Consider the following 18017-nt stretch of genomic DNA (forward strand, 5'->3'; position numbering starts at 1 on the left):
ACGAATTCGTTAGCTACCAAAAGTAACGACTAACCGAGAAGCCCCCACTTCAAACAGTCCGCTAGGACGTTAAGTGGCGGGTAGTTCACGATCTAAACCTACTTCCGCTTCAAGTGGGAAACCGTTAAGTAAAAATACGAACTTGATTATTCAAGGAAACGCTGCATATGATGAATCTGTAGATAGTAGCAATCAGTTTGTATGGTATCCAGTTAAAACTGCAGATCAAAAACTAGTAGGTTATATTTCTTCTGCATATATTATGAAAAAATTATAATTTAAAATCAAACGGTGAAGATAATCACTGATAAAGATATGGTAGTGATGGGAACGGTTGAACCAAATATAATTGTGGGTTCTGGTACAAAAAAATATTAAACTTGAACATACCGATACTGATACTCTACAAAGGATTGTAACCGACATGGAACAAAATGGTTGTTCAAGTGGAAGCATTTTGTTCCTAACTGTATTTTGTAAACAGTGAAATGATACAAGCGGTACAACTTGAATTTTCGTAAAGAAGCACCCCTGCGTGTATATTACTTAGGAAAGTTTGGTTGGGAGGAAGTGAAGAGAGACGAGCTCCCAGCGAAAGTAAAAGAAAGAATAGATATGAAATAATTAGTTACTTATGATGGCGGATTCTCTTACATGGAGGATTCGCTGTTTTTTTATTTACAATGAGAAACGCATGTTAGGGTGAATATTGAGGTTAATTGGAATGCCAGACTGATCGATACAGTGAACGTATCAATTATTGATTTATATAAGTACCTATACATACCAGGTTATCGAAATTTTGTTCATTTGTTTCCATTAGAGGTGCATCTTGGGGGAAGAAGAAAGTGTGCAAAAGAAGTGTTAGAAAGCCGTAGCGTGATTGAGAGAATTAAATTCGTAAGATGTCTCGTAATAGATAGCATAATAGAGAATTAAATCGTTGTATATTTTAATATATTGTTATAATATTACGAAAGGGAATAAGGTAATATAAGGTAAATACGCTAATGTTATTGTATAAATATAGCGCAAACAGGGAGAATGAACATGAAAAAGTATCTAGTAGCAGGATTATTGTTGTCAAGTTTATTAGTGGGGTGTGGTCAGGAGAACGCCTCTACCAAGAAAGACACGCCTAAGAGTGAGCAGGAAGTGAAGAAGGACGCGCAAGCCGATAAGAAGGTAGATGAAACAAAGCATGATGAATTAAAGGACACGGAAAAGTTGGATGATAACGTGCCAAAGGATAACGAAAACAATGCGCTTGATACGAAAAATAGAGAAGATAAAGTTGATATTGTGCAGTATCAGCTTCCATCAGATGAAAGTAGTTCTACGATGCCTGTCGATTACTTTGAAGCACTTGAACATGGTATGCCATATGAAGAAGTAGCTAAGGTGTTACACCGTAATGCGACAAGTGCAATTAAAACTAAGAAATTTGATACTGAATTAATTGAATATACTTATGAGGCACCAGAAGCGGTGATACAAGTTCAATTTAAGGATGGTAATTTATTTGGTGCGGAATATGTTGGTCAAGATAAGGAAATGTATTCAGTCATTCCTGTTGGATGGGATGTAAAAAATAATCGTTGGGAGGAAGAAAAAAACGTAGGCGTACGATCTAGTGAGAGTAAGTCAAACAACCACACGTCTCAAAGGAACGAAGGCAAGAATGTTGAAGCCAACGATAAACCCGCATCTAGTACAGCAGGTGTAGAGGCAGATAATAAGTCCGAAGAAGCTACTACCAATCATAAACCTAATAATAAAGAAGTTGAACAACATCATAATAAGGAACAGCAACGTAAGGAAGTAGAAGAATTTAAGCCGAGTGATGCAGACATGGAACGCATTAAACGACAAGAAGACCGTTGGAATACGCCATCAGGTGGTTTTGGTGCTACATGGCAAGAAGAAATGGAAGAGATGAAAAAACAGAAATAAAATAACATATATACCTATTATAAGGATTAAGCGAATTTAAAGTGGGAAATTTATAGTTTTTATCATATTTTATTAGATTCATTCTATAAAATTCAAAAGGATTTCTCATTACTCTGTCTATTATAAAATGTTAATATTGTTGTTGATATTGTCTTATAAGAAGGAATTCATTTAAGATATTAATTGAAAATATTAATTGGGAGGATGTTAGAAATGGAATTAAATAATGGGGATGGAATTAATATAGAAAAAAGTACAAGTATTAACATGGAAGAAATGGAGTTATTATTGCTAGCCGATCCCTCAACAGAAGTAGTTAATGGGTATCTTAAAAAGGGAGATTGTTTTGTTTTAAAAAAAGATGCTGTTACTGTAGGTATTATGATTTTAATTCCTACCCGAACTGAAACAATTGAGATTATTAATATAGCAGTTTCCGAAAAAGAGCAAGGAAAAGGATATGGGAAATACCTGCTTAAATTTGCTATAGATTATGCTAAAAAAGAAAAATATAAAACTATAGAAATAGGCACAGGAAATTCTAGTTTAATGCAATTAGGCCTTTATCAAAAATGTGGTTTTAGAATAACTAGTGTGGATAAGGACTTTTTCTTACGAAATTATAATGAAGAAATATATGAAAATGGTATTCAATGTATGGATATGATTAGGTTAACGCAAAATTTATAAAAATTATTTACATCAAAAAAATCGCAAATCCCATTAAATGTAGAGGGTTGCGATTTTTTTTGATGTAAAGCGTCATTATGATTTGCGGGTAGCATTAAGGAGTTTATGTATTTGAGAATTATTACAAAATCAACAAGTGTTAATAAATTCATCTGTTATGTCAACAATTTGAATATATTTCAAATTGTTTTTTATAATTCAGATAGTTCTTTTTCCATTAATTTTAATAAAAAGTAAAAATATGAAATTCATCCATTTTAGTTATGGTAAATGTTCATTTAAACAACCAACTGATGGGACTTATTGGATAATTATTGGCGTGATTTTTTTATTTATTCAAGGATGAAAATCGTACTAAATGTAGATATAACAACTATTATATTGTTTTAATGATATAAAAATATTTGGTTTTTTAAAAAAGAATTTTCTGAATTATAAATATTATTATATATTGAGAAAGTAAAAAAATAGAAAAATATCAATTGAATACCAAAAAATAACGTGTGAATATTATAGATATAAATTACACCTTGATATTTCACATGAATTTCTACAAATTTAGATGTTTATTAAATTAGGAGGATTGATAGTGCTAGAATGTAGTTTGTTGCTAATTCAGTATTTTATATGCATCCATGGGATTTTAGAACGCACAGTTATTATTTGCTAGTTGGCATTTTAATATCAAATCTTTTGGGGAAGTGATAAGTAATGGTCACAGTATTAAATAATGAAACTAAAAGTTTATTAGTTGAAAAAATTGCAAATAAAAATGCGTGTATTGGATATGTAGGCCTAGGTTATGTTGGACTACCATCAGCTCTTAAATGTTTAGAAGTAGGTTATGCGGTAAGAGGTTTTGATAAAAACTCAGCAAAAATAAGAAAACTAGAACGTGGAATAAGTTATATCAGCGATATTCAAGATACTGAAATCCAAGATGCTTTACATACAAATAGATTTTTTGTTAGTACAGAAATGAATTATATAAACGAATGTGATGTTGTAGTTATATGTGTTCCTACACCATTAGAAAGAACTAGTAAACAACCAGATTTAACATATATTCATTCAGCAGTTGATGAAATAGTTAAATACATTAAAAAAGGTACATTAATTATCCTAGAAAGTACTACTTATCCAGGTACTACAAGAGAAGAAGTTTTATACAAATTAGAACAGAAAACTAATTTTAAAATTGGTGTAGATATATTTGTAGCATACTCTCCAGAGCGAATCGATCCTGCAAATCAATCGTTTTCAATTCAAGATATTATAAAAATCGTAGGTGGAGTTACATCTAATTGTACCGATTGTGCAGCAGCCTTCTATAGTAATTTAATTAAGGATATTCATAAGGTAAGCAGTCCAGAAGTAGCAGAGACAGCTAAGTTATTAGAAAATACGTATCGTTTTATAAATATCGCTTTTATTAATGAAATGACCCAAATTTGTAATGAGTTAAATATAAATATTTGGGAAGTAATTGATGCCTCAGGAACTAAGCCATTTGGATTTCAAAAATTCTATCCTGGTCCTGGCGTAGGAGGACACTGCATTCCGATTGATCCTATTTATTTTAAGTGGATTGCAAATAATAAGGACTTAGCAACAAAAATGATTGATGTGGCAAGAGAAATTAATGAAAACATGCCTAAGTATGTTCTTAATAGAGCACTACAGTTACTACATGATAAAGATGGTAAGAATATTCTTATGGTTGGGGTAGCATATAAAAAGAATGTTAATGATGCTAGGGAATCGCCAGCTTTGGATATTATGAATGATTTAATGATAGAAGACTATAACGTGGATTATTACGATCCGTTTATAGAGGAACTCATTGTGGGCGATAACACATTGAAAAAATCTATAGATTTAAACCTAAGTCAATTAGACAAATACACTTTAATTATTGTTCATACAGATCATGATTGCATTAATTTTAAATTGCTTAATGAGGTGAATTGTTTAATTTTAGACACAAGAAACATATTTAAAGATGAATCAGTATATAAAAAAAATATTATAAGTTTGTAGGTGATTACATGGTAGAGTTTATTCCTTTTTATCGACCGGAAATCAATGATGAAGATATAGAGAGGGTAGTTTCTGCCCTTAAATCTGGATGGCTTTCAAAGGGGCCAAAAGTGATAGAGTTTGAAGAGAATTTAAAAGAATATCTGAATACTGAACATGTAGTAAGTTGTAATTCAGGGACTGCCGCATTACATTTAGCATTACTGTCTCTGGGAGTTGGATTAGAAGACGAAGTAATAGTTCCAAGTTTTACTTTTTGTTCAAGTGTAAACGTTATTATGCATGTAGGTGCAAAACCTGTATTTGTAGACATAGATGAAGAAGATTTATGTCTTGATCTTCAAGATGTTAAAAGAAAAATCACTAAAAAAACGAAAGCAATTATTGCAGTTCACTTTGCTGGATACCCGGCTAAATTAAAAGAACTTCAAAAATTATGTAAAGAATACGGATTGTTTTTGATAGAGGATGCAGCGCATGCATTAGGAACAAAATATGATAATACTTTAATTGGTACACATGGAGATGTCATTTGTTTTAGTTTTTATGCAACAAAAAATATAACAACAGGTGAAGGCGGAGCGTTAGTCACTAAAAATGAATCGATTGCCGAAAAAGCTAGATTATATGGTTGGCATGGAATCACGAAAAATGCATGGAATCGTTATGGTGAAGAAGGAAGCTGGCGTTATGATGTTCTATTACCTGGGTTTAAATATAACATGATGGATCTACAAGCTAGTTTGGGTATTAGTCAGTTAAAAAGAGCTGATGAAATGATTGAAAAACGCAAGAGAATAGCTGAAAGGTACCAAGAGGAATTAAAGGAGGTTCAAGAGTATATAACGTTACCTAATTATACTAACGATCCAAGTGTAAAACACGCATGGCATTTATTTGTTATAAAAATTAATTCTAATTCCCCTGTTAGTAGAGATCAGGTAATTCAGGAAATGAAAAAGAGAAATATTGGACTTAGTGTTCACTTTATTCCTGTTCATATGCATCCGTATTATGAAGAGAGATTTAACGTATATTTACCTAAAACGGAAGAAATATTTAATCAAATTATTTCATTACCTCTGTACAGTGCTCTTACAGACAATGAAGTTGAACATATTATAACGTCTTTAAAAAGTCTATATCAATTAAAAATAGGGAGGTAAATATTTATGAAAATCGGGGTTATTGGTGGCAGCGGATTTATTGGTAAGCATGTTACAAAGGAGTTATTAGCAAGGGGGTATGAAGTAGTTATATTTGATAAATTTAAACCTAGTATTGATGTTCCTTTTAAGGAAATTGATATTTTAGATATTGCAACATTAAGAGAAAATCTTATTAATGTCGATGGGGTAATCCATTTAGCTGCATTAGTGGGTGTTGATAATTGCCGTTTAAATGAAGAAGATGTAGTGAGGGTGAACTTTGAAGGCACGAAAAATATTGTACAGATTTGTAACGAAAATGGTATAGGAAAATTATTGTTTTCTTCCAGTTCAGAGGTATATGGGGATGGCGTGAGTGTTCCGTTTAAAGAAAATGATATTAAAATTCCAAAATCAGCTTATGGAAAAGCTAAATTAATGTCCGAAGACTATTTGAAAGAATATGCTAGTGATAGTTTGAAAGTCAGAGTGGTACGTTATTTTAATGTATACGGTTCACAACAAAATGATAACTTTGTAATTTCTAAGTTTTTAAAACAAGCTCATAGTGGTGAAGATATTACTATTTATGGAGATGGACAGCAAATTAGATGTTTTAGTTATATAAGTGATATTGTTAACGGAACTATACTAGCCTTTGAATATGAAGGAGAGAAATTTGCAGATTTTAATGTTGGCAATAACAAACCTATATCTATGGAAGAACTAGCAATAAAAATTAATGAATTAATGGGAAATAAAAGTAAAATTAAATTTCTTGATTTAGGTGAAGAGGGAGTCAGAAATTCTAGCATTGAAATCTTTAGAAGAATCCCTTCAATAGAGAAAGCTAAATTATTTTTAAACTATCAACCAATTATTTCATTAGATAAAGGACTAGAGCTAATAATAGGGGAGAAGTATGGAAACACAGTATCTATATCCTAAGAATCCAAAGAAAATTAAGTATCCCATATATTCTTCTATTTTGAGTATATCTGATCATGTATTTTTTTTGAAAAGTGTATATAGACCTAATGATTCTAAACTTAAAAAAAGTCTTCAAGCTCTTTATCCGGATGCAGAAATTGTATTAACTAATAGCGGTACATCTGCATTAGTGGTTGGTTTAAAGTACTTAAAAGTAGCAAAGGGAGATGAAGTGATTCTATCAAACTTTAATTGTCCTAATGTGATAGAAGCAATATTAACGGTGGGAGCAAAACCTGTATTAATTGATTTAAACACTAATCATTCAATTTCTCTTAATAAAATAAAAAAACATTTGAATGCTAATACAAAGGCAATTATTCTTACGCACTTGTATGGATGTCATGATGATTTAGAAATTATTGACTGGGCTAGAGAAAATAATATTTATATCATCGATGATGCTGCACAAGCAATGTTTTCTTATCAAAATGGAAAGCCAGTTGGTAGTTTAGGCGACATTGGTATTTTAAGTTTTGGGGGAACGAAACCAATCCCAAGTATTGGGGGAGGAGCGTTACTTCTTAATCGTACAATAAGTGAATTGTGTGACATGGATGAAGAAAAGAAGGAAGAAGTGATTTTAGATTATAAGAATCATTTAAAAACACAATTAGGTATAAGAATAAAAAAGAGTAGAGTACTGAGCTTATTTACTAATTATTGGAGGAAATTAGAGATTCTGCCCTCCTATAATAATAGTAAATTAGATTCTTTACCGGAGAAAACGGAAGTTATAAACCCAAAAAGAATGTCTATAGTACGTTCATTGTTAATTGATAAACACCTACAGAAAACAAAGAAGATTTTAGAAATGAATATATGTAACGCTAGTCTGTGTTATACAATGCTGCAGGAAATTGAAGAAAAGTATGGCGTTAAGATTATATTTTCAACTCAGAACGTTTATTTGAACTATTTTACCATTATATTCAAAGAACCATCTGATAGGTATGAGTGTTCTGCACATTTAGCGGAAAAAGGTATACAAACTTGTTGGAACTATTTACCTCTGAGTGAAATCCCTATTTTTTCGAAGTACGCAACCAAGTCAGAAAATATAGATTTTTTATGGCCAAGGGTATTATCAATACCTTTTAAATATCCTTTAGTAGACAAGGACCTTAAGTATATATGTAGTCAAATTCTAAAATATTTAGAGAATAAGAATTAAAAGGTGATTATATGGAAATCGAAATATGTACTGACGCCCAATACTGGGATACTTGTATGGAAGAATATAATGGTTCTGTATTTCATAGTTTCGAATGGGGAAAGTTAATGGAATTATTACCTGGTGTTCAATTTTTCCCAGTACTAATAGAAACACGAGATACAGTAGTTTTATCTCCTATGTATGTACAAGATGGTAGGCTATTGGGAAGTTTAATTGGTTATGGTGGCCCAATAATAATCGGCCAAGATAAATTAGATTTTTCAGTTTATGAATCCATAATAAATAAGAAGTTTGAAAATAAAATTCAAAAGCTTTTATTACCTATAACGATAAATCCTTTTCAAAGTTATAGTAAGGAAAAGTGGGATTATAAAGAAACTTATATGTTAGATCTACCAAATAAGTTTGAGGATTTATGGACATCGTGTTCTGGGAAAGCTAGGACAAGTGTTAGGTATGCACGTAAACAGAATGTTGAAATTCGTCCTATAACTGTAGCGGAATTAGATGAGTTTTACCAATTATATCAAGAACATAATAACAGTATAGGAGCGAGTTATTCATTTAGTAGAGAGTTTTTTTATCATTTAGTTCTTAATTTACAAGAAAAAATCCTTTTCTTAGGGGCATTCTTAGAAGAAGAACTAATTAGTTCCAGCATTTTTATAATGGATAAACAGGTTTTATATTATTGGATTAATATTAATAATACCAAAGGGAAAAATTCGCAATCCTCATATTTACTACTAAATGATGCGTTTGAATTAGCAATTCATAATCAATTAAAGTATGCGGATTTAGGATATTCACATAATAAAGGGATTGCTAGACCTAAGATATACTGGGGGGCAACTTTGAAAAAATGTTTTTGTTTAAAAGAGAGGATTTAAACTATGATTATTAGTGGCCACCAACCAAGCTATTTACCTTGGTATGGTTTTTTTGAAAAAATTCATAAATCAGATGTGTTTGTATTTCATGATATAGCACAATTTGAAAAAAAAGGTTTTTTAAACAGGAACCGTATTAAAACTTCACAAGGAGCGTCTTGGCTAACGGTTCCAATACAAATGAAGAATTATAAAGAAATTCCATTTAATAAGTTAAAGATAGACAAGACTCAAGACTGGGAACGGAAGCATTGGAAAACGATAAGAATTAATTATTCTAATGCACCTTATTTTAATGTATATAAGGATTATTTAGAAAGTTTTTATTCAGAAGATTGGCTTAATTTAAATGAGATGAATATGAATTTTATTCATTTTATTATCCGTGAATTAAACATTAATACGGAGCTATATTATGTATCAGACCTAGAAGGAATTACAGGTAAGAAAAGTGATTTTGTATTAGAGTTGTGTCAGAAATTTAATGCCAGTACTTATTATTCTGGAAGTTTAGGGCAAGATTATTTAGATGAAAATGATTTTGAGAATGAGAATATAGAAATTATCTACCAAAGAATAAGGGATTATTCCTACAAGCAATTATTTGGAGAATTTATACCACATTTATCTATTTTAGATATTTTACTAAATTGTGGGCCAAAGGAAACAGAAAAAATAATTAAAGGAGTCTAAAATTTTATGAATGTACTTGTATTTGCTGCTCATCCGGATGATGAAATAATTGGTGTTGGTGGAACAATAGCGAAACATGTGAAACAGGGTGATGATGTACATGTTGTAATACTTGCAGAGGGAAAATCTTCTAGAGCTAAAGAATATAAAGAGCTAGATTTAGAGGTTAAGAACTTATCTTATAAAGAAACAGAGGGGGCATGTACTACGCTTGGTGTAAAGAGTTTTGCAAGACTAGATTTCCCTGATAATCGTCTTGATACATTACCTTTACTTGATGTAGTGAAAGAGATTGAAAATCACATTGAAAAAATAAATCCTACAATTATTTATACTCAATATGGTGGAGATATAAATATTGATCATACTGTTGTTTACAGAGCAGTAATGACAGCGACACGCCCTCTGCCAGATACTAATATCAAATGGGTATTTGCATATGAAACTTTATCTTCTACAGAGTGGAATTATAATGAAAAAGATAAGTTTCTTCCTAATTATTTTGTGAATATTGAAGATCATTTGGATGAGAAATTAAGTGCGATGAGACATTATGAATCTGAGTTAAGGGAATTTCCTCATCCACGCTCTATAGAAGCAATGAGACATAACGCAATGGTATGGGGTGCCAAATCTGGATACCAGGCGGCTGAGGCATTTATGTTAGTAAGGGGGACATGGTAGGTGAAGAGAATATGTTAATACCACAGGTCCCGTTCTTTGGTTTAGATAGTAAACAGATTGACTTAAAATGGGTTGAAAAAGGCTATGGATTAGAAGCAAATATTTTTGATGGAAAATCTTTATTTGATAACTCATATACAAAAAGGTTTTCAGAGGTCCTTTCTTTTGTTCAAACCCTTAATCCATCCTTGTTAACGCTGCATTTTCCTACTGATAATGCAGACTATCTCAATGATGAATTTATTAAAAAGCAACTATATGAATTTATTGACCTTGCTATAAAGTATAATGCATCAGGTATAACAGTGCATGCTAATCAATTTATGAATGTCGCGGAATTTCAAAACTATAATCTTCTTGATAATAGAAAAAGGATTATAGAGTTCTTTAACATGCTAGATGAAGAAATAAAAGGAACTGATATATGGATTGGCGTTGAAAACCTACCCATTATTGGAAACTTGGGCGATGATTTTGATCCTATATTTATATATCCCGAAGATTTTACTGATTTGGTTAATTTGGAGTTATCTAACGTTGGAATAACATGGGATATATGTCATTGGTCTATAACCTATCTTACGCGTTTAGGTATTTCTAAATTATTAAGGCAAGAGGAAATTGAATATAAGGATTTTCATAAGTATTTAAGCTTAATCGAACATATTAAACATTTTCATTTTAGTTCTTTTAAACATTTAACGATTCCTTATAGTGAGGTGCGTTGCTTTGAGGGAGAGAATCCGGTTAATGGATCTATTAATGAAAGTTTATTATATGAAACTTTATTAAAAGTGAAGAACCTTACTTTGGATAAAAACATAGGAATTGTATTTGAGGTTCAGGAAACGGATTATACGAATAGACAGAGGTCATGGGAGACTCTTAATTGGTTTCAAAAGAATATTGTTGGTATGCAAACAAAAATGAATTTTTTGGAGATATAAAAAGCAATATCGGTTTATTTATTTTTACATGCAATTTGAGTTAGAGATTATTTTAATGAACCTTTTCTTCTAAGTAAGTGTGTTAGGAGGGAAGGTTTTACTATTAATCTTTTTTAATTATAGGGAGGACAAATGAAGAAACTAATTCTGACAAAGAAGTTTATTGTAACTTTTGGGGTTTTATTGCTTTTCCTTTTTAGTAATTTATCTGGAAAAGCAATACCAGTACACGCTATGACTAAGAACGATCAGCGTTCTCTCATGGCAGATAAGGTTCGTGCTAGTCGAGCTATTGAACATATACGTTTTCTGTCTGAGAAAATTGGTCCACGTCCAAGTGGGACTAAGGAAGAACATAAAGCAGCTACATACATTGGAGACACATTGAAAAAATTAGGGTATGAAGTGGAGTATCAGGCATTTCCTGTACCAGATCAATATATTGGGAGTATCTCTTTTAGTATGTATGGAGAAAAAGACTGGCAAGTTGGGGCAGCATCTAATGCATCTATACCTAAAGATCCTGTCGTGGGGCAGGTAGTTTCTATAGGAAAAGAGAATGATATTAAAAATTCACCTGAGCCAATTCATGGGAAAATAGTATTATTGGAACAAGCTGATACGTCTGAGAAATATAATGAACAAGTTGAGTATGCAGCGGAAAAAGGAGCAAAAGCCGTATTGTTATATAGTACGATTGGGGATAGAGGCAACTATGGAGAAGCCTTTAACCCAGTTCTAAAAAAGAAACAATCAATACCTGTATTTGGGCTTGCTTATAATCAGGGAATTAGAATGAAAGACAAGATAGTGCATAATAAAAATATAGTTAGTTTAAAGGCAAAACACGAAATGAATTTGAGTTCATTAAATGTTATTGCGAAAAAAAAGCCCAAATACAAGACAGACAATGAGGATGTAGCAATAATGAGTGCTCATTATGATAGTGTTATCGGAGCACCTGGAGCAAATGACAATGCTTCTGGCGTAGGACTTTTATTAGAGTTAGCATACAATTTTAAAGATATAGAGACTAATAAAGAAATTCAATTCATAGCCTTTGGAGCAGAAGAAAATGAATCTTTAGGTGCTTACCATTATGTTAATCAGTTATCTACAACAGATAAGAAACATATTCTAGGGGTTTTTAATGCAGATATGATAGCGACAAGTTACCAGCAGGCTAAGGACTTATATGCAATGACACTAGATGGTTCTCAAAATGAAGTAACAAATACTGCGGTAGCCACTAGTAAAGCATTAGGGAAATCGGTTGTATTAACTGGAAAGTTTGATTCTAGTGATCATGTACCATTTTACGAAGCTGGAATTTCCTCGGCACTATTTATCTGGATGGATGTAGAGAGTTGGAATCCCCTTGTTTATCATGTTGAAAAGGTATTCCATACACCTCAAGATACCGTCTTAGAAAATATTTCTCCTCAACGTATGCAGGAGGCACTAGAAATTATAGGGACAAGTTTGTATTACTTTATCAAAAGATAGGTTTTTTCGGAGGTTTTAGCATAGCTAGCTAAATTTAGATTTTAATAATAATATAGTAAAACTTTTGTTGGGATAAAAATATACTTTGAGCATAGGCGAGGTAACTATATGAGGAGTACATGGAAAGAATTAAGGGGGATGGACCTTAATGTCTGGATCCGCTTTATCGGGGAAGCTTTAAATGGTATTGCAATGATGATGTTAATGCCATTTTTTGCATTATATTTGAAGGACAAAGTGGACTCTCTACTTGAGGTAGGCATAATTATAGCCTTATCTCCAATTGCGGCAAGTTTTGGTTCATTAATTGGAGGGCATATAGCGGATACTTATGGACGGAAACCAACTATGGTACTCTCTATGGCCAGTAATGGGCTACTAATGCTTGTCTTTTTGTTTATTGATAGTTTTATAGGGTATGCCATTTTATCAATTGGTTTAGGGCTATGTAATTCTTTCTTTGAACCAGCGGCATCTGCAATGGTTACCGATGTAACAGAACCTGAAAAAAGAACTGAGGCATATGGATTACTTAGAATGGCTCATAATATAGGAGCTGCGATAGGCCCTATCATTGGTGCAGCAGTTGTGGTTGTATCAAAAGATGTCATATTTTTGATTACTTCTGGAACCATGCTGTTTTATACAATATTAATGTTATTGTTTCTAAAGGAAACAAAACCTAAAAATATAATGATACATGAGGAAACACATAAACAGTCAATAAGATTTACGTTAAGAGTTGTTATAAGAGATAGAATATTTCTATTCTATATAGTGACGGGAATCATTATATTTATGGGATTCTCACAATCGGAAGGTATGTTACCACTTCATTTTAGTAATGAGGATACAATGATTTTTGGAAATAGTAATCCATTTCCATATTTAATGACTTTAAATGGCTTATTGGTTGTATGTTTTCAATTTCCAATTTCAAAGTGGTTAACTCACAAATCAATTGGTAAATCAATGCTATATGGTGCCATTCTTTTTGGCGTTGGTCTTTTAGCAATAGGATGGTTACCAAAGTGGTTTCAAGTAATAGACGCAAATGATCTAGTTATTCTAGGCTCATTATTAATAGCTTATACAATTTATACAGTAGGAGAAATGATTATGTCACCTATCCAAATGACATTTGTTGCTAATATAGCTCCAGAACATTTGAGGGGAACTTATATGGGAGCGGCTAATCTGCAATGGATTACAGGTAATGTATTTGGACCTCTTCTAGGTGGTGTATTACTGGATCAGCTTTTAGGGCATATATTATTTACAATCTTAGGTGTAGGTTGTATTATTTCTGGATTTGTTTACTTACTTTTAGATAGACTTATTGAGAATAGAAGTAAAGAAATACCTATAAAACAAACATCCTAATTTTAACATTGTTAATGAGTTGAAAATTAAATTTTATGTTTTAAGAGTTAAATAAAGTGCACGTTTATTATTAGTAAACGTGCATTTTATTTAATAGTATTTAAATTAACTCATATAAATATAAATTTTTTAGGTTACGACCTAAGTGTATAAAAGTAATTTACTGCTTCTTTTAATCAATTACAACTAAACTTCTTGACCTATCAATATGATTAAGTAACATACGATACTCCTCTTCGTACATAGTTACACGTTGTAGAAGGGACTGGTTTTCTGCTTCTAAATTTTTTATTTGGTTTTGTAAGTTTGTAAATTCATTTGTTTTTTTATAATTTTGTAGAAAGAGAATAATATCATCTAATGTCATAGATAAAGAGTTTGCTTCTTTTTTTTGTTGAGAGTGGGAAATACTGTTTCCCACTTTTCGATTTTGTTTTGCTTGTTGTATTTCTTCTTGGTATTGTTTTCTCACGTATGAATTCCAACGAAATCCACAAGCTGCAGGTGTCCTATTTAGTAGTTTTGCTACTTCTTTGAATGCAGCTAACTGTGTTCCACCGTTACAAATATTCTGGATTACTGTTGATGCGAGAAGTAAATCGTTATCGTTAGTCCAGGAATCTTGTCTTGAGATTACCACGTTTTAACCTCCTTATATGCTTTGTATTACATATATGCAATTACTTAAAATGATAGAAGTCCAGCTTTTCTTAATTTAACTAGTAGTAAGTTGATAAAAGTATGTATTTTTTAAACGCGAAATTGTATAAAGGAGCCTTAATTTTGTTTAGGTATTTGTAGGAGTTGAAAGGATTTTGGGTTGGTTATGATATAATAAAGTTCAAGTATACTAAGGGGGATTAATTAAATGATTTTTCAAAGCATGATTACAGCTATTATAGAAAAATTACAAGAGACGGTGAATCCCTATTGGATAATTGTGTTTGGATCAACGGCTGAGAATAGAGAACGGGAAGATAGTGATATTGATATAGCTTATGTAAGTGATACAACTTTAGGGAATTATGAACGTTTTTTATTAGCACAGGAGTTAGCTAACATTGTTCATAGAGATGTTGATTTAGTTGATTTATCCGAAGCTTCTACAGTTTTTCAAGCTCAGATTATACATACAGGAAAGACAATATTTTGTTCTGATGAGGAACGGAAAATCATTTTTGAAATGAAAACTTTAAAGATGTATTCAAAATTAAATGAGGAACGCAAGATAGTATTCGATGATATAAAGAAAAGAGGCTCAATATATGAAGAATGAGGTTATTTTAAATAAAATCTCCACAATAGAGCGTTGTTTAAAAAGAATCCAAGACGTGTATGGAAATGACCCTGAAAATTTGGAGGATTACACAAAGCAAGATTCAATAATCTTGAATATACAAAGAGCTTGTGAAGCGAGTATTGATTTAGCAATGCATATTGTTGCCGGGAAAAAACTGGGGCTACCTCAATCTAGTCGAGAAGCTTTTGATTTATTGGTTACAGCAGGACTACTTAGCGCAGAGCTGGCCAATAAGTTAAAGGCGATGGTTGGATTTCGAAATATCGCTGTACATGATTATCAAAGTGTAAATTTAGATATTGTTCGGCAAATTATTGAAAAACATTTAACTGATTTTAAAATATTTACAAAAGAAGTTATGGGGATATTGGAATTATAGGGAGACGCTATATAGGTGAGGAGAGATTGATATGCTCTTTTCTAATTTTAACATAACAATTTAGTTGTTTGCCTACTTGATTTAAAGATGAAAGAAGCAAGTATTATATGGCTACATAGTGGGAAGATACTCTTTAAAGAGTGTCTTTCTTTGATTTACTGCGTTTACATCTAAACACTAATGTTTCTTTAAGTTTTAATTATCTCGAAATAAATCTAAGGCAGAAAATAGCATAGAGAAATATGAGGAATTACCATAAAATAAAAAGCGGACCGGATTGTCCGTTTTTTATTTTATCAGGAGAGAATCTTGAATATTACTTTATGCTAATAAGATGAATAGGGTGTCTTTTAAATGTATTACTACTTTGTTTATTATTATGGAAAATTTGAAAGGTGATTTTAATGAAAAAATATTGGCATAAGCTATCGTTACTTCAAAAAAATATATTACTAACGGTATTAGTAATTCTGACGCTTGTGGGGAGTATGGGGGCGTTAAGTTTTAATATGTTTCAAAATAGTATGATGTCTATATTTGAGAGGCAGTCTTTTGAAACAGGAGATACAGTAATAAATCAATTAGATGTAGAAATAGTGAGAGATGTAGCAAAAGACCCCACAGCACAAAGAGTGAAGAAAGAAAAATTGACAGAGCAATTAGATAAAGCTATAAAAGGTATGAAAAGTGTCGGACAAACATATGTTACAGGAGCCAAGCTAAATGATAAAGCTGAATTACAATTAGTAGCTTTGGATACAGAATTAGCAAATACAGTTTCTATAAAACTAGGTTCTTTAAAAACAGGTGACTATTATGAGCATCCTACTCATTGGATGAAAACATACAGTAAAGTGATGAAAACGAAACAGGCACAAATGACAGAAGTGTATGAAGATAAATTAGGTTTCTGGGTAACAATTTTAGAGCCAATTACAGATGAAAATAAAAATATAATCGCAATTGTTGCAGCGGATTTGGACGCTTCTGTTATTCCACTTACAAAGGAAAAATTTTTAGCGCAAGGGTTACTCTTTATTATAATTTCATTAACAATCGCAACCACGATTCAAATATTTATCTCACGAAATTCTTTATCGCCTTTGAAGGATTTACAGGAAGGTTTACGTAAAGTTGGTGAAGGGGACTTAAGTATTAAATTGAATGAAAGATCTGATGATATAGGGATAACTAATTCCCATTTTAATAACACTATTGAAAAGTTTAATAGGATTATAGATAAAGTAAGGCAGACTGCTGAACAGGTTTCGGCATCTTCGCAGGAATTGTCGGCAAATACAAAAGAGAATAGTATGGCATTTCAAGAGATTGCAAGTTCTATGACAGGATTGAAATTAGAGGCACATTCTCATGTAGTGCATAACTGTTTAGGGATTGTTCAAGTAATGGAAAGTAAGATGAAACAAATTAAGGGAGCTGCAAAACAAGTTGCTACTGCTTCCGAAGGCATGGAACAGCATTCTATAGAAGGGAAAGATTTGATTAAGCAAATTGTTAATCAAATGAAAATAATCCAAGATAGGGTTCAAGATGTATCTTCTAGTATTTATGCATTAGAAGCACGATCTAATGAAATTATTACTGTAATTACAACCGTTTCAAATCAAACTAATCTATTAGCTTTAAATGCTACTACTGAAGACTCATGTGCTGGAAAAATCGGTAAAGAATTTTCAAGTGTTGTGGAAGAGGTATGTATATTAGCGGAAAAGACTGATGTATCTTCGAGAGATATAGCTAAATTAATTGATGAAACTAAAGCTGAAATAGAAGAGGCTGTAAAATCCATGCAGAGGAGTTCAAAGGAAGTGGAATCAGGAATAATACTTGTTCAGAGTAGTGGCGCTTTCTTCGAAAAAATTTCAAAATCTGCACAATCTGTTACAAATCAAATTAAAGCGACTTCGAGTAATTCAAGAGATGTTTTAGAAAATAGTCAATCTATTGTTCAGGTTGTAAATGAATTATCCCATATTGCAAATACATATGAGTGTAGCAGTAGTAATGTTGAGATAAGTATGAAAGAGCAAGAAATGTATGTACAAGATATTGCAGAGCTAGCAAATTCTTTAAATTGGCTCTCCCAAGAATTACAGGAGTTAATAGGAGGGTTCAAAATTAAGTAGGATAGAAGAAGGCGTAGGTATGACCTATACCTTTATTTATTCCCACATAAGGGATGAAAGCTTAGATATATATGTAAAATAGTTAAAAGA

The 18017-nt window shown here is 31.8% G+C and carries 17 protein-coding genes and 1 pseudogene; 17 read left to right on the forward strand and 1 reads right to left on the reverse strand.

All coding sequences use genetic code 11. From position 1 onward, the window contains the following. The first annotated feature begins 73 nt into the window (after window positions 1-73). The 14 genes and pseudogenes from AC241_RS28975 (at window position 74) to AC241_RS29035 (ending at window position 14101) form a co-directional block, all read left to right on the forward strand. On the forward strand, window positions 74-277 hold the full coding sequence (locus tag AC241_RS28975) for a hypothetical protein (RefSeq protein ID WP_050845232.1): 204 nt from the start codon (window positions 74-76) through the stop codon (window positions 275-277). Window positions 278-510: 233 nt separating this feature from the next. Further along, window positions 511-624 (forward strand): annotated as a pseudogene (locus tag AC241_RS36120) (YxeA family protein); the annotation flags it as partial. Between the two features lie 426 nt (window positions 625-1050). Continuing rightward, a complete protein-coding gene (locus tag AC241_RS28980; protein ID WP_050845234.1) occupies window positions 1051-1953 on the forward strand; it encodes a hypothetical protein in 903 nt (300 codons plus the stop codon). Between the two features lie 213 nt (window positions 1954-2166). Then, window positions 2167-2643, forward strand: coding sequence for a GNAT family N-acetyltransferase (locus AC241_RS28985; RefSeq protein WP_016513574.1), 477 nt, complete (start codon window positions 2167-2169; stop codon window positions 2641-2643). A gap of 711 nt (window positions 2644-3354) precedes the next feature. Then, window positions 3355-4683 carry a nucleotide sugar dehydrogenase gene (locus AC241_RS28990; RefSeq protein WP_050845236.1) on the forward strand — a complete coding sequence of 443 codons (1329 nt, stop codon included), beginning with the start codon at window positions 3355-3357 and terminating at the stop codon, window positions 4681-4683. A gap of 8 nt (window positions 4684-4691) precedes the next feature. After that, window positions 4692-5849, forward strand: coding sequence for a DegT/DnrJ/EryC1/StrS family aminotransferase (locus AC241_RS28995; RefSeq protein WP_050845238.1), 1158 nt, complete (start codon window positions 4692-4694; stop codon window positions 5847-5849). 6 nt (window positions 5850-5855) lie between these two features. Next, window positions 5856-6779: an NAD-dependent epimerase/dehydratase family protein gene (locus AC241_RS29000; protein ID WP_050845240.1), complete on the forward strand. Its 924-nt coding sequence runs from the start codon at window positions 5856-5858 to the stop codon at window positions 6777-6779. Next, entirely contained in the window at window positions 6754-7995 is a 1242-nt protein-coding gene (locus AC241_RS29005) for a DegT/DnrJ/EryC1/StrS family aminotransferase (protein WP_050845243.1), read from the forward strand. Before AC241_RS29000 ends, AC241_RS29005 begins: the two co-directional genes overlap by 26 nt. Before the next feature lie 11 nt (window positions 7996-8006). Next, window positions 8007-8888, forward strand: a complete 882-nt coding sequence (locus AC241_RS29010) for a GNAT family N-acetyltransferase (protein WP_050845244.1) — start codon at window positions 8007-8009, stop codon at window positions 8886-8888. 3 nt (window positions 8889-8891) lie between these two features. Next, window positions 8892-9581: a WbqC family protein gene (locus tag AC241_RS29015; RefSeq protein ID WP_050845245.1), complete on the forward strand. Its 690-nt coding sequence runs from the start codon at window positions 8892-8894 to the stop codon at window positions 9579-9581. A 6-nt stretch (window positions 9582-9587) separates the two neighbouring features. After that, window positions 9588-10265 carry a PIG-L deacetylase family protein gene (locus AC241_RS29020; protein WP_025118686.1) on the forward strand — a complete coding sequence of 226 codons (678 nt, stop codon included), beginning with the start codon at window positions 9588-9590 and terminating at the stop codon, window positions 10263-10265. 11 nt (window positions 10266-10276) lie between these two features. After that, window positions 10277-11212, forward strand: coding sequence for a TIM barrel protein (locus tag AC241_RS29025; protein ID WP_050845394.1), 936 nt, complete (start codon window positions 10277-10279; stop codon window positions 11210-11212). A gap of 132 nt (window positions 11213-11344) precedes the next feature. Next, window positions 11345-12718 carry a M28 family peptidase gene (locus AC241_RS29030; protein ID WP_050845246.1) on the forward strand — a complete coding sequence of 458 codons (1374 nt, stop codon included), beginning with the start codon at window positions 11345-11347 and terminating at the stop codon, window positions 12716-12718. A gap of 108 nt (window positions 12719-12826) precedes the next feature. Beyond that, entirely contained in the window at window positions 12827-14101 is a 1275-nt protein-coding gene (locus AC241_RS29035; protein ID WP_050845248.1) for an MDR family MFS transporter, read from the forward strand. A 172-nt stretch (window positions 14102-14273) separates the two neighbouring features. On the opposite strand, the gene AC241_RS29040 is transcribed toward AC241_RS29035, so the two are convergent. After that, window positions 14274-14741: an RsfA family transcriptional regulator gene (locus AC241_RS29040; protein ID WP_050845251.1), complete on the reverse strand. Its 468-nt coding sequence runs from the start codon at window positions 14739-14741 to the stop codon at window positions 14274-14276. Between the two features lie 228 nt (window positions 14742-14969). Between AC241_RS29040 and mntA the strand changes: the two genes are divergently transcribed. From mntA to AC241_RS29055, 3 genes are all read left to right on the forward strand, one after another. Next, on the forward strand, window positions 14970-15377 hold the full coding sequence (gene mntA, locus AC241_RS29045; protein ID WP_050845253.1) for a type VII toxin-antitoxin system MntA family adenylyltransferase antitoxin: 408 nt from the start codon (window positions 14970-14972) through the stop codon (window positions 15375-15377). Then, window positions 15367-15780, forward strand: a complete 414-nt coding sequence (hepT, locus tag AC241_RS29050) for a type VII toxin-antitoxin system HepT family RNase toxin (protein WP_000787553.1) — start codon at window positions 15367-15369, stop codon at window positions 15778-15780. The genes mntA and hepT overlap by 11 nt, the downstream gene beginning before the upstream one ends. 404 nt (window positions 15781-16184) lie before the next feature. Further along, on the forward strand, window positions 16185-17927 hold the full coding sequence (locus AC241_RS29055; RefSeq protein WP_050845255.1) for a methyl-accepting chemotaxis protein: 1743 nt from the start codon (window positions 16185-16187) through the stop codon (window positions 17925-17927). The last annotated feature ends 90 nt before the right edge of the window (window positions 17928-18017 follow it).

The sequence above is a fragment of the Bacillus thuringiensis genome (assembly GCF_001182785.1).
Lineage (GTDB): Bacteria > Bacillota > Bacilli > Bacillales > Bacillaceae_G > Bacillus_A > Bacillus_A thuringiensis_S.

Coding starts and splice junctions, on each gene's coding strand:
- AC241_RS29035 (WP_050845248.1), top strand. CDS start 12,827: ATGAGGAGTACATGGAAAGAATTAAGGGGGATGGACCTTAATGTCTGG.
- AC241_RS29030 (WP_050845246.1), top strand. CDS start 11,345: ATGAAGAAACTAATTCTGACAAAGAAGTTTATTGTAACTTTTGGGGTT.
- AC241_RS29025 (WP_050845394.1), top strand. CDS start 10,277: ATGTTAATACCACAGGTCCCGTTCTTTGGTTTAGATAGTAAACAGATT.
- AC241_RS29020 (WP_025118686.1), top strand. CDS start 9,588: ATGAATGTACTTGTATTTGCTGCTCATCCGGATGATGAAATAATTGGT.
- AC241_RS29000 (WP_050845240.1), top strand. CDS start 5,856: ATGAAAATCGGGGTTATTGGTGGCAGCGGATTTATTGGTAAGCATGTT.
- AC241_RS28985 (WP_016513574.1), top strand. CDS start 2,167: ATGGAATTAAATAATGGGGATGGAATTAATATAGAAAAAAGTACAAGT.
- AC241_RS29015 (WP_050845245.1), top strand. CDS start 8,892: ATGATTATTAGTGGCCACCAACCAAGCTATTTACCTTGGTATGGTTTT.
- hepT (WP_000787553.1), top strand. CDS start 15,367: ATGAAGAATGAGGTTATTTTAAATAAAATCTCCACAATAGAGCGTTGT.
- AC241_RS29010 (WP_050845244.1), top strand. CDS start 8,007: ATGGAAATCGAAATATGTACTGACGCCCAATACTGGGATACTTGTATG.
- AC241_RS29055 (WP_050845255.1), top strand. CDS start 16,185: ATGAAAAAATATTGGCATAAGCTATCGTTACTTCAAAAAAATATATTA.
- AC241_RS28980 (WP_050845234.1), top strand. CDS start 1,051: ATGAAAAAGTATCTAGTAGCAGGATTATTGTTGTCAAGTTTATTAGTG.
- AC241_RS29005 (WP_050845243.1), top strand. CDS start 6,754: ATGGAAACACAGTATCTATATCCTAAGAATCCAAAGAAAATTAAGTAT.
- AC241_RS28995 (WP_050845238.1), top strand. CDS start 4,692: ATGGTAGAGTTTATTCCTTTTTATCGACCGGAAATCAATGATGAAGAT.
- AC241_RS28990 (WP_050845236.1), top strand. CDS start 3,355: ATGGTCACAGTATTAAATAATGAAACTAAAAGTTTATTAGTTGAAAAA.
- mntA (WP_050845253.1), top strand. CDS start 14,970: ATGATTTTTCAAAGCATGATTACAGCTATTATAGAAAAATTACAAGAG.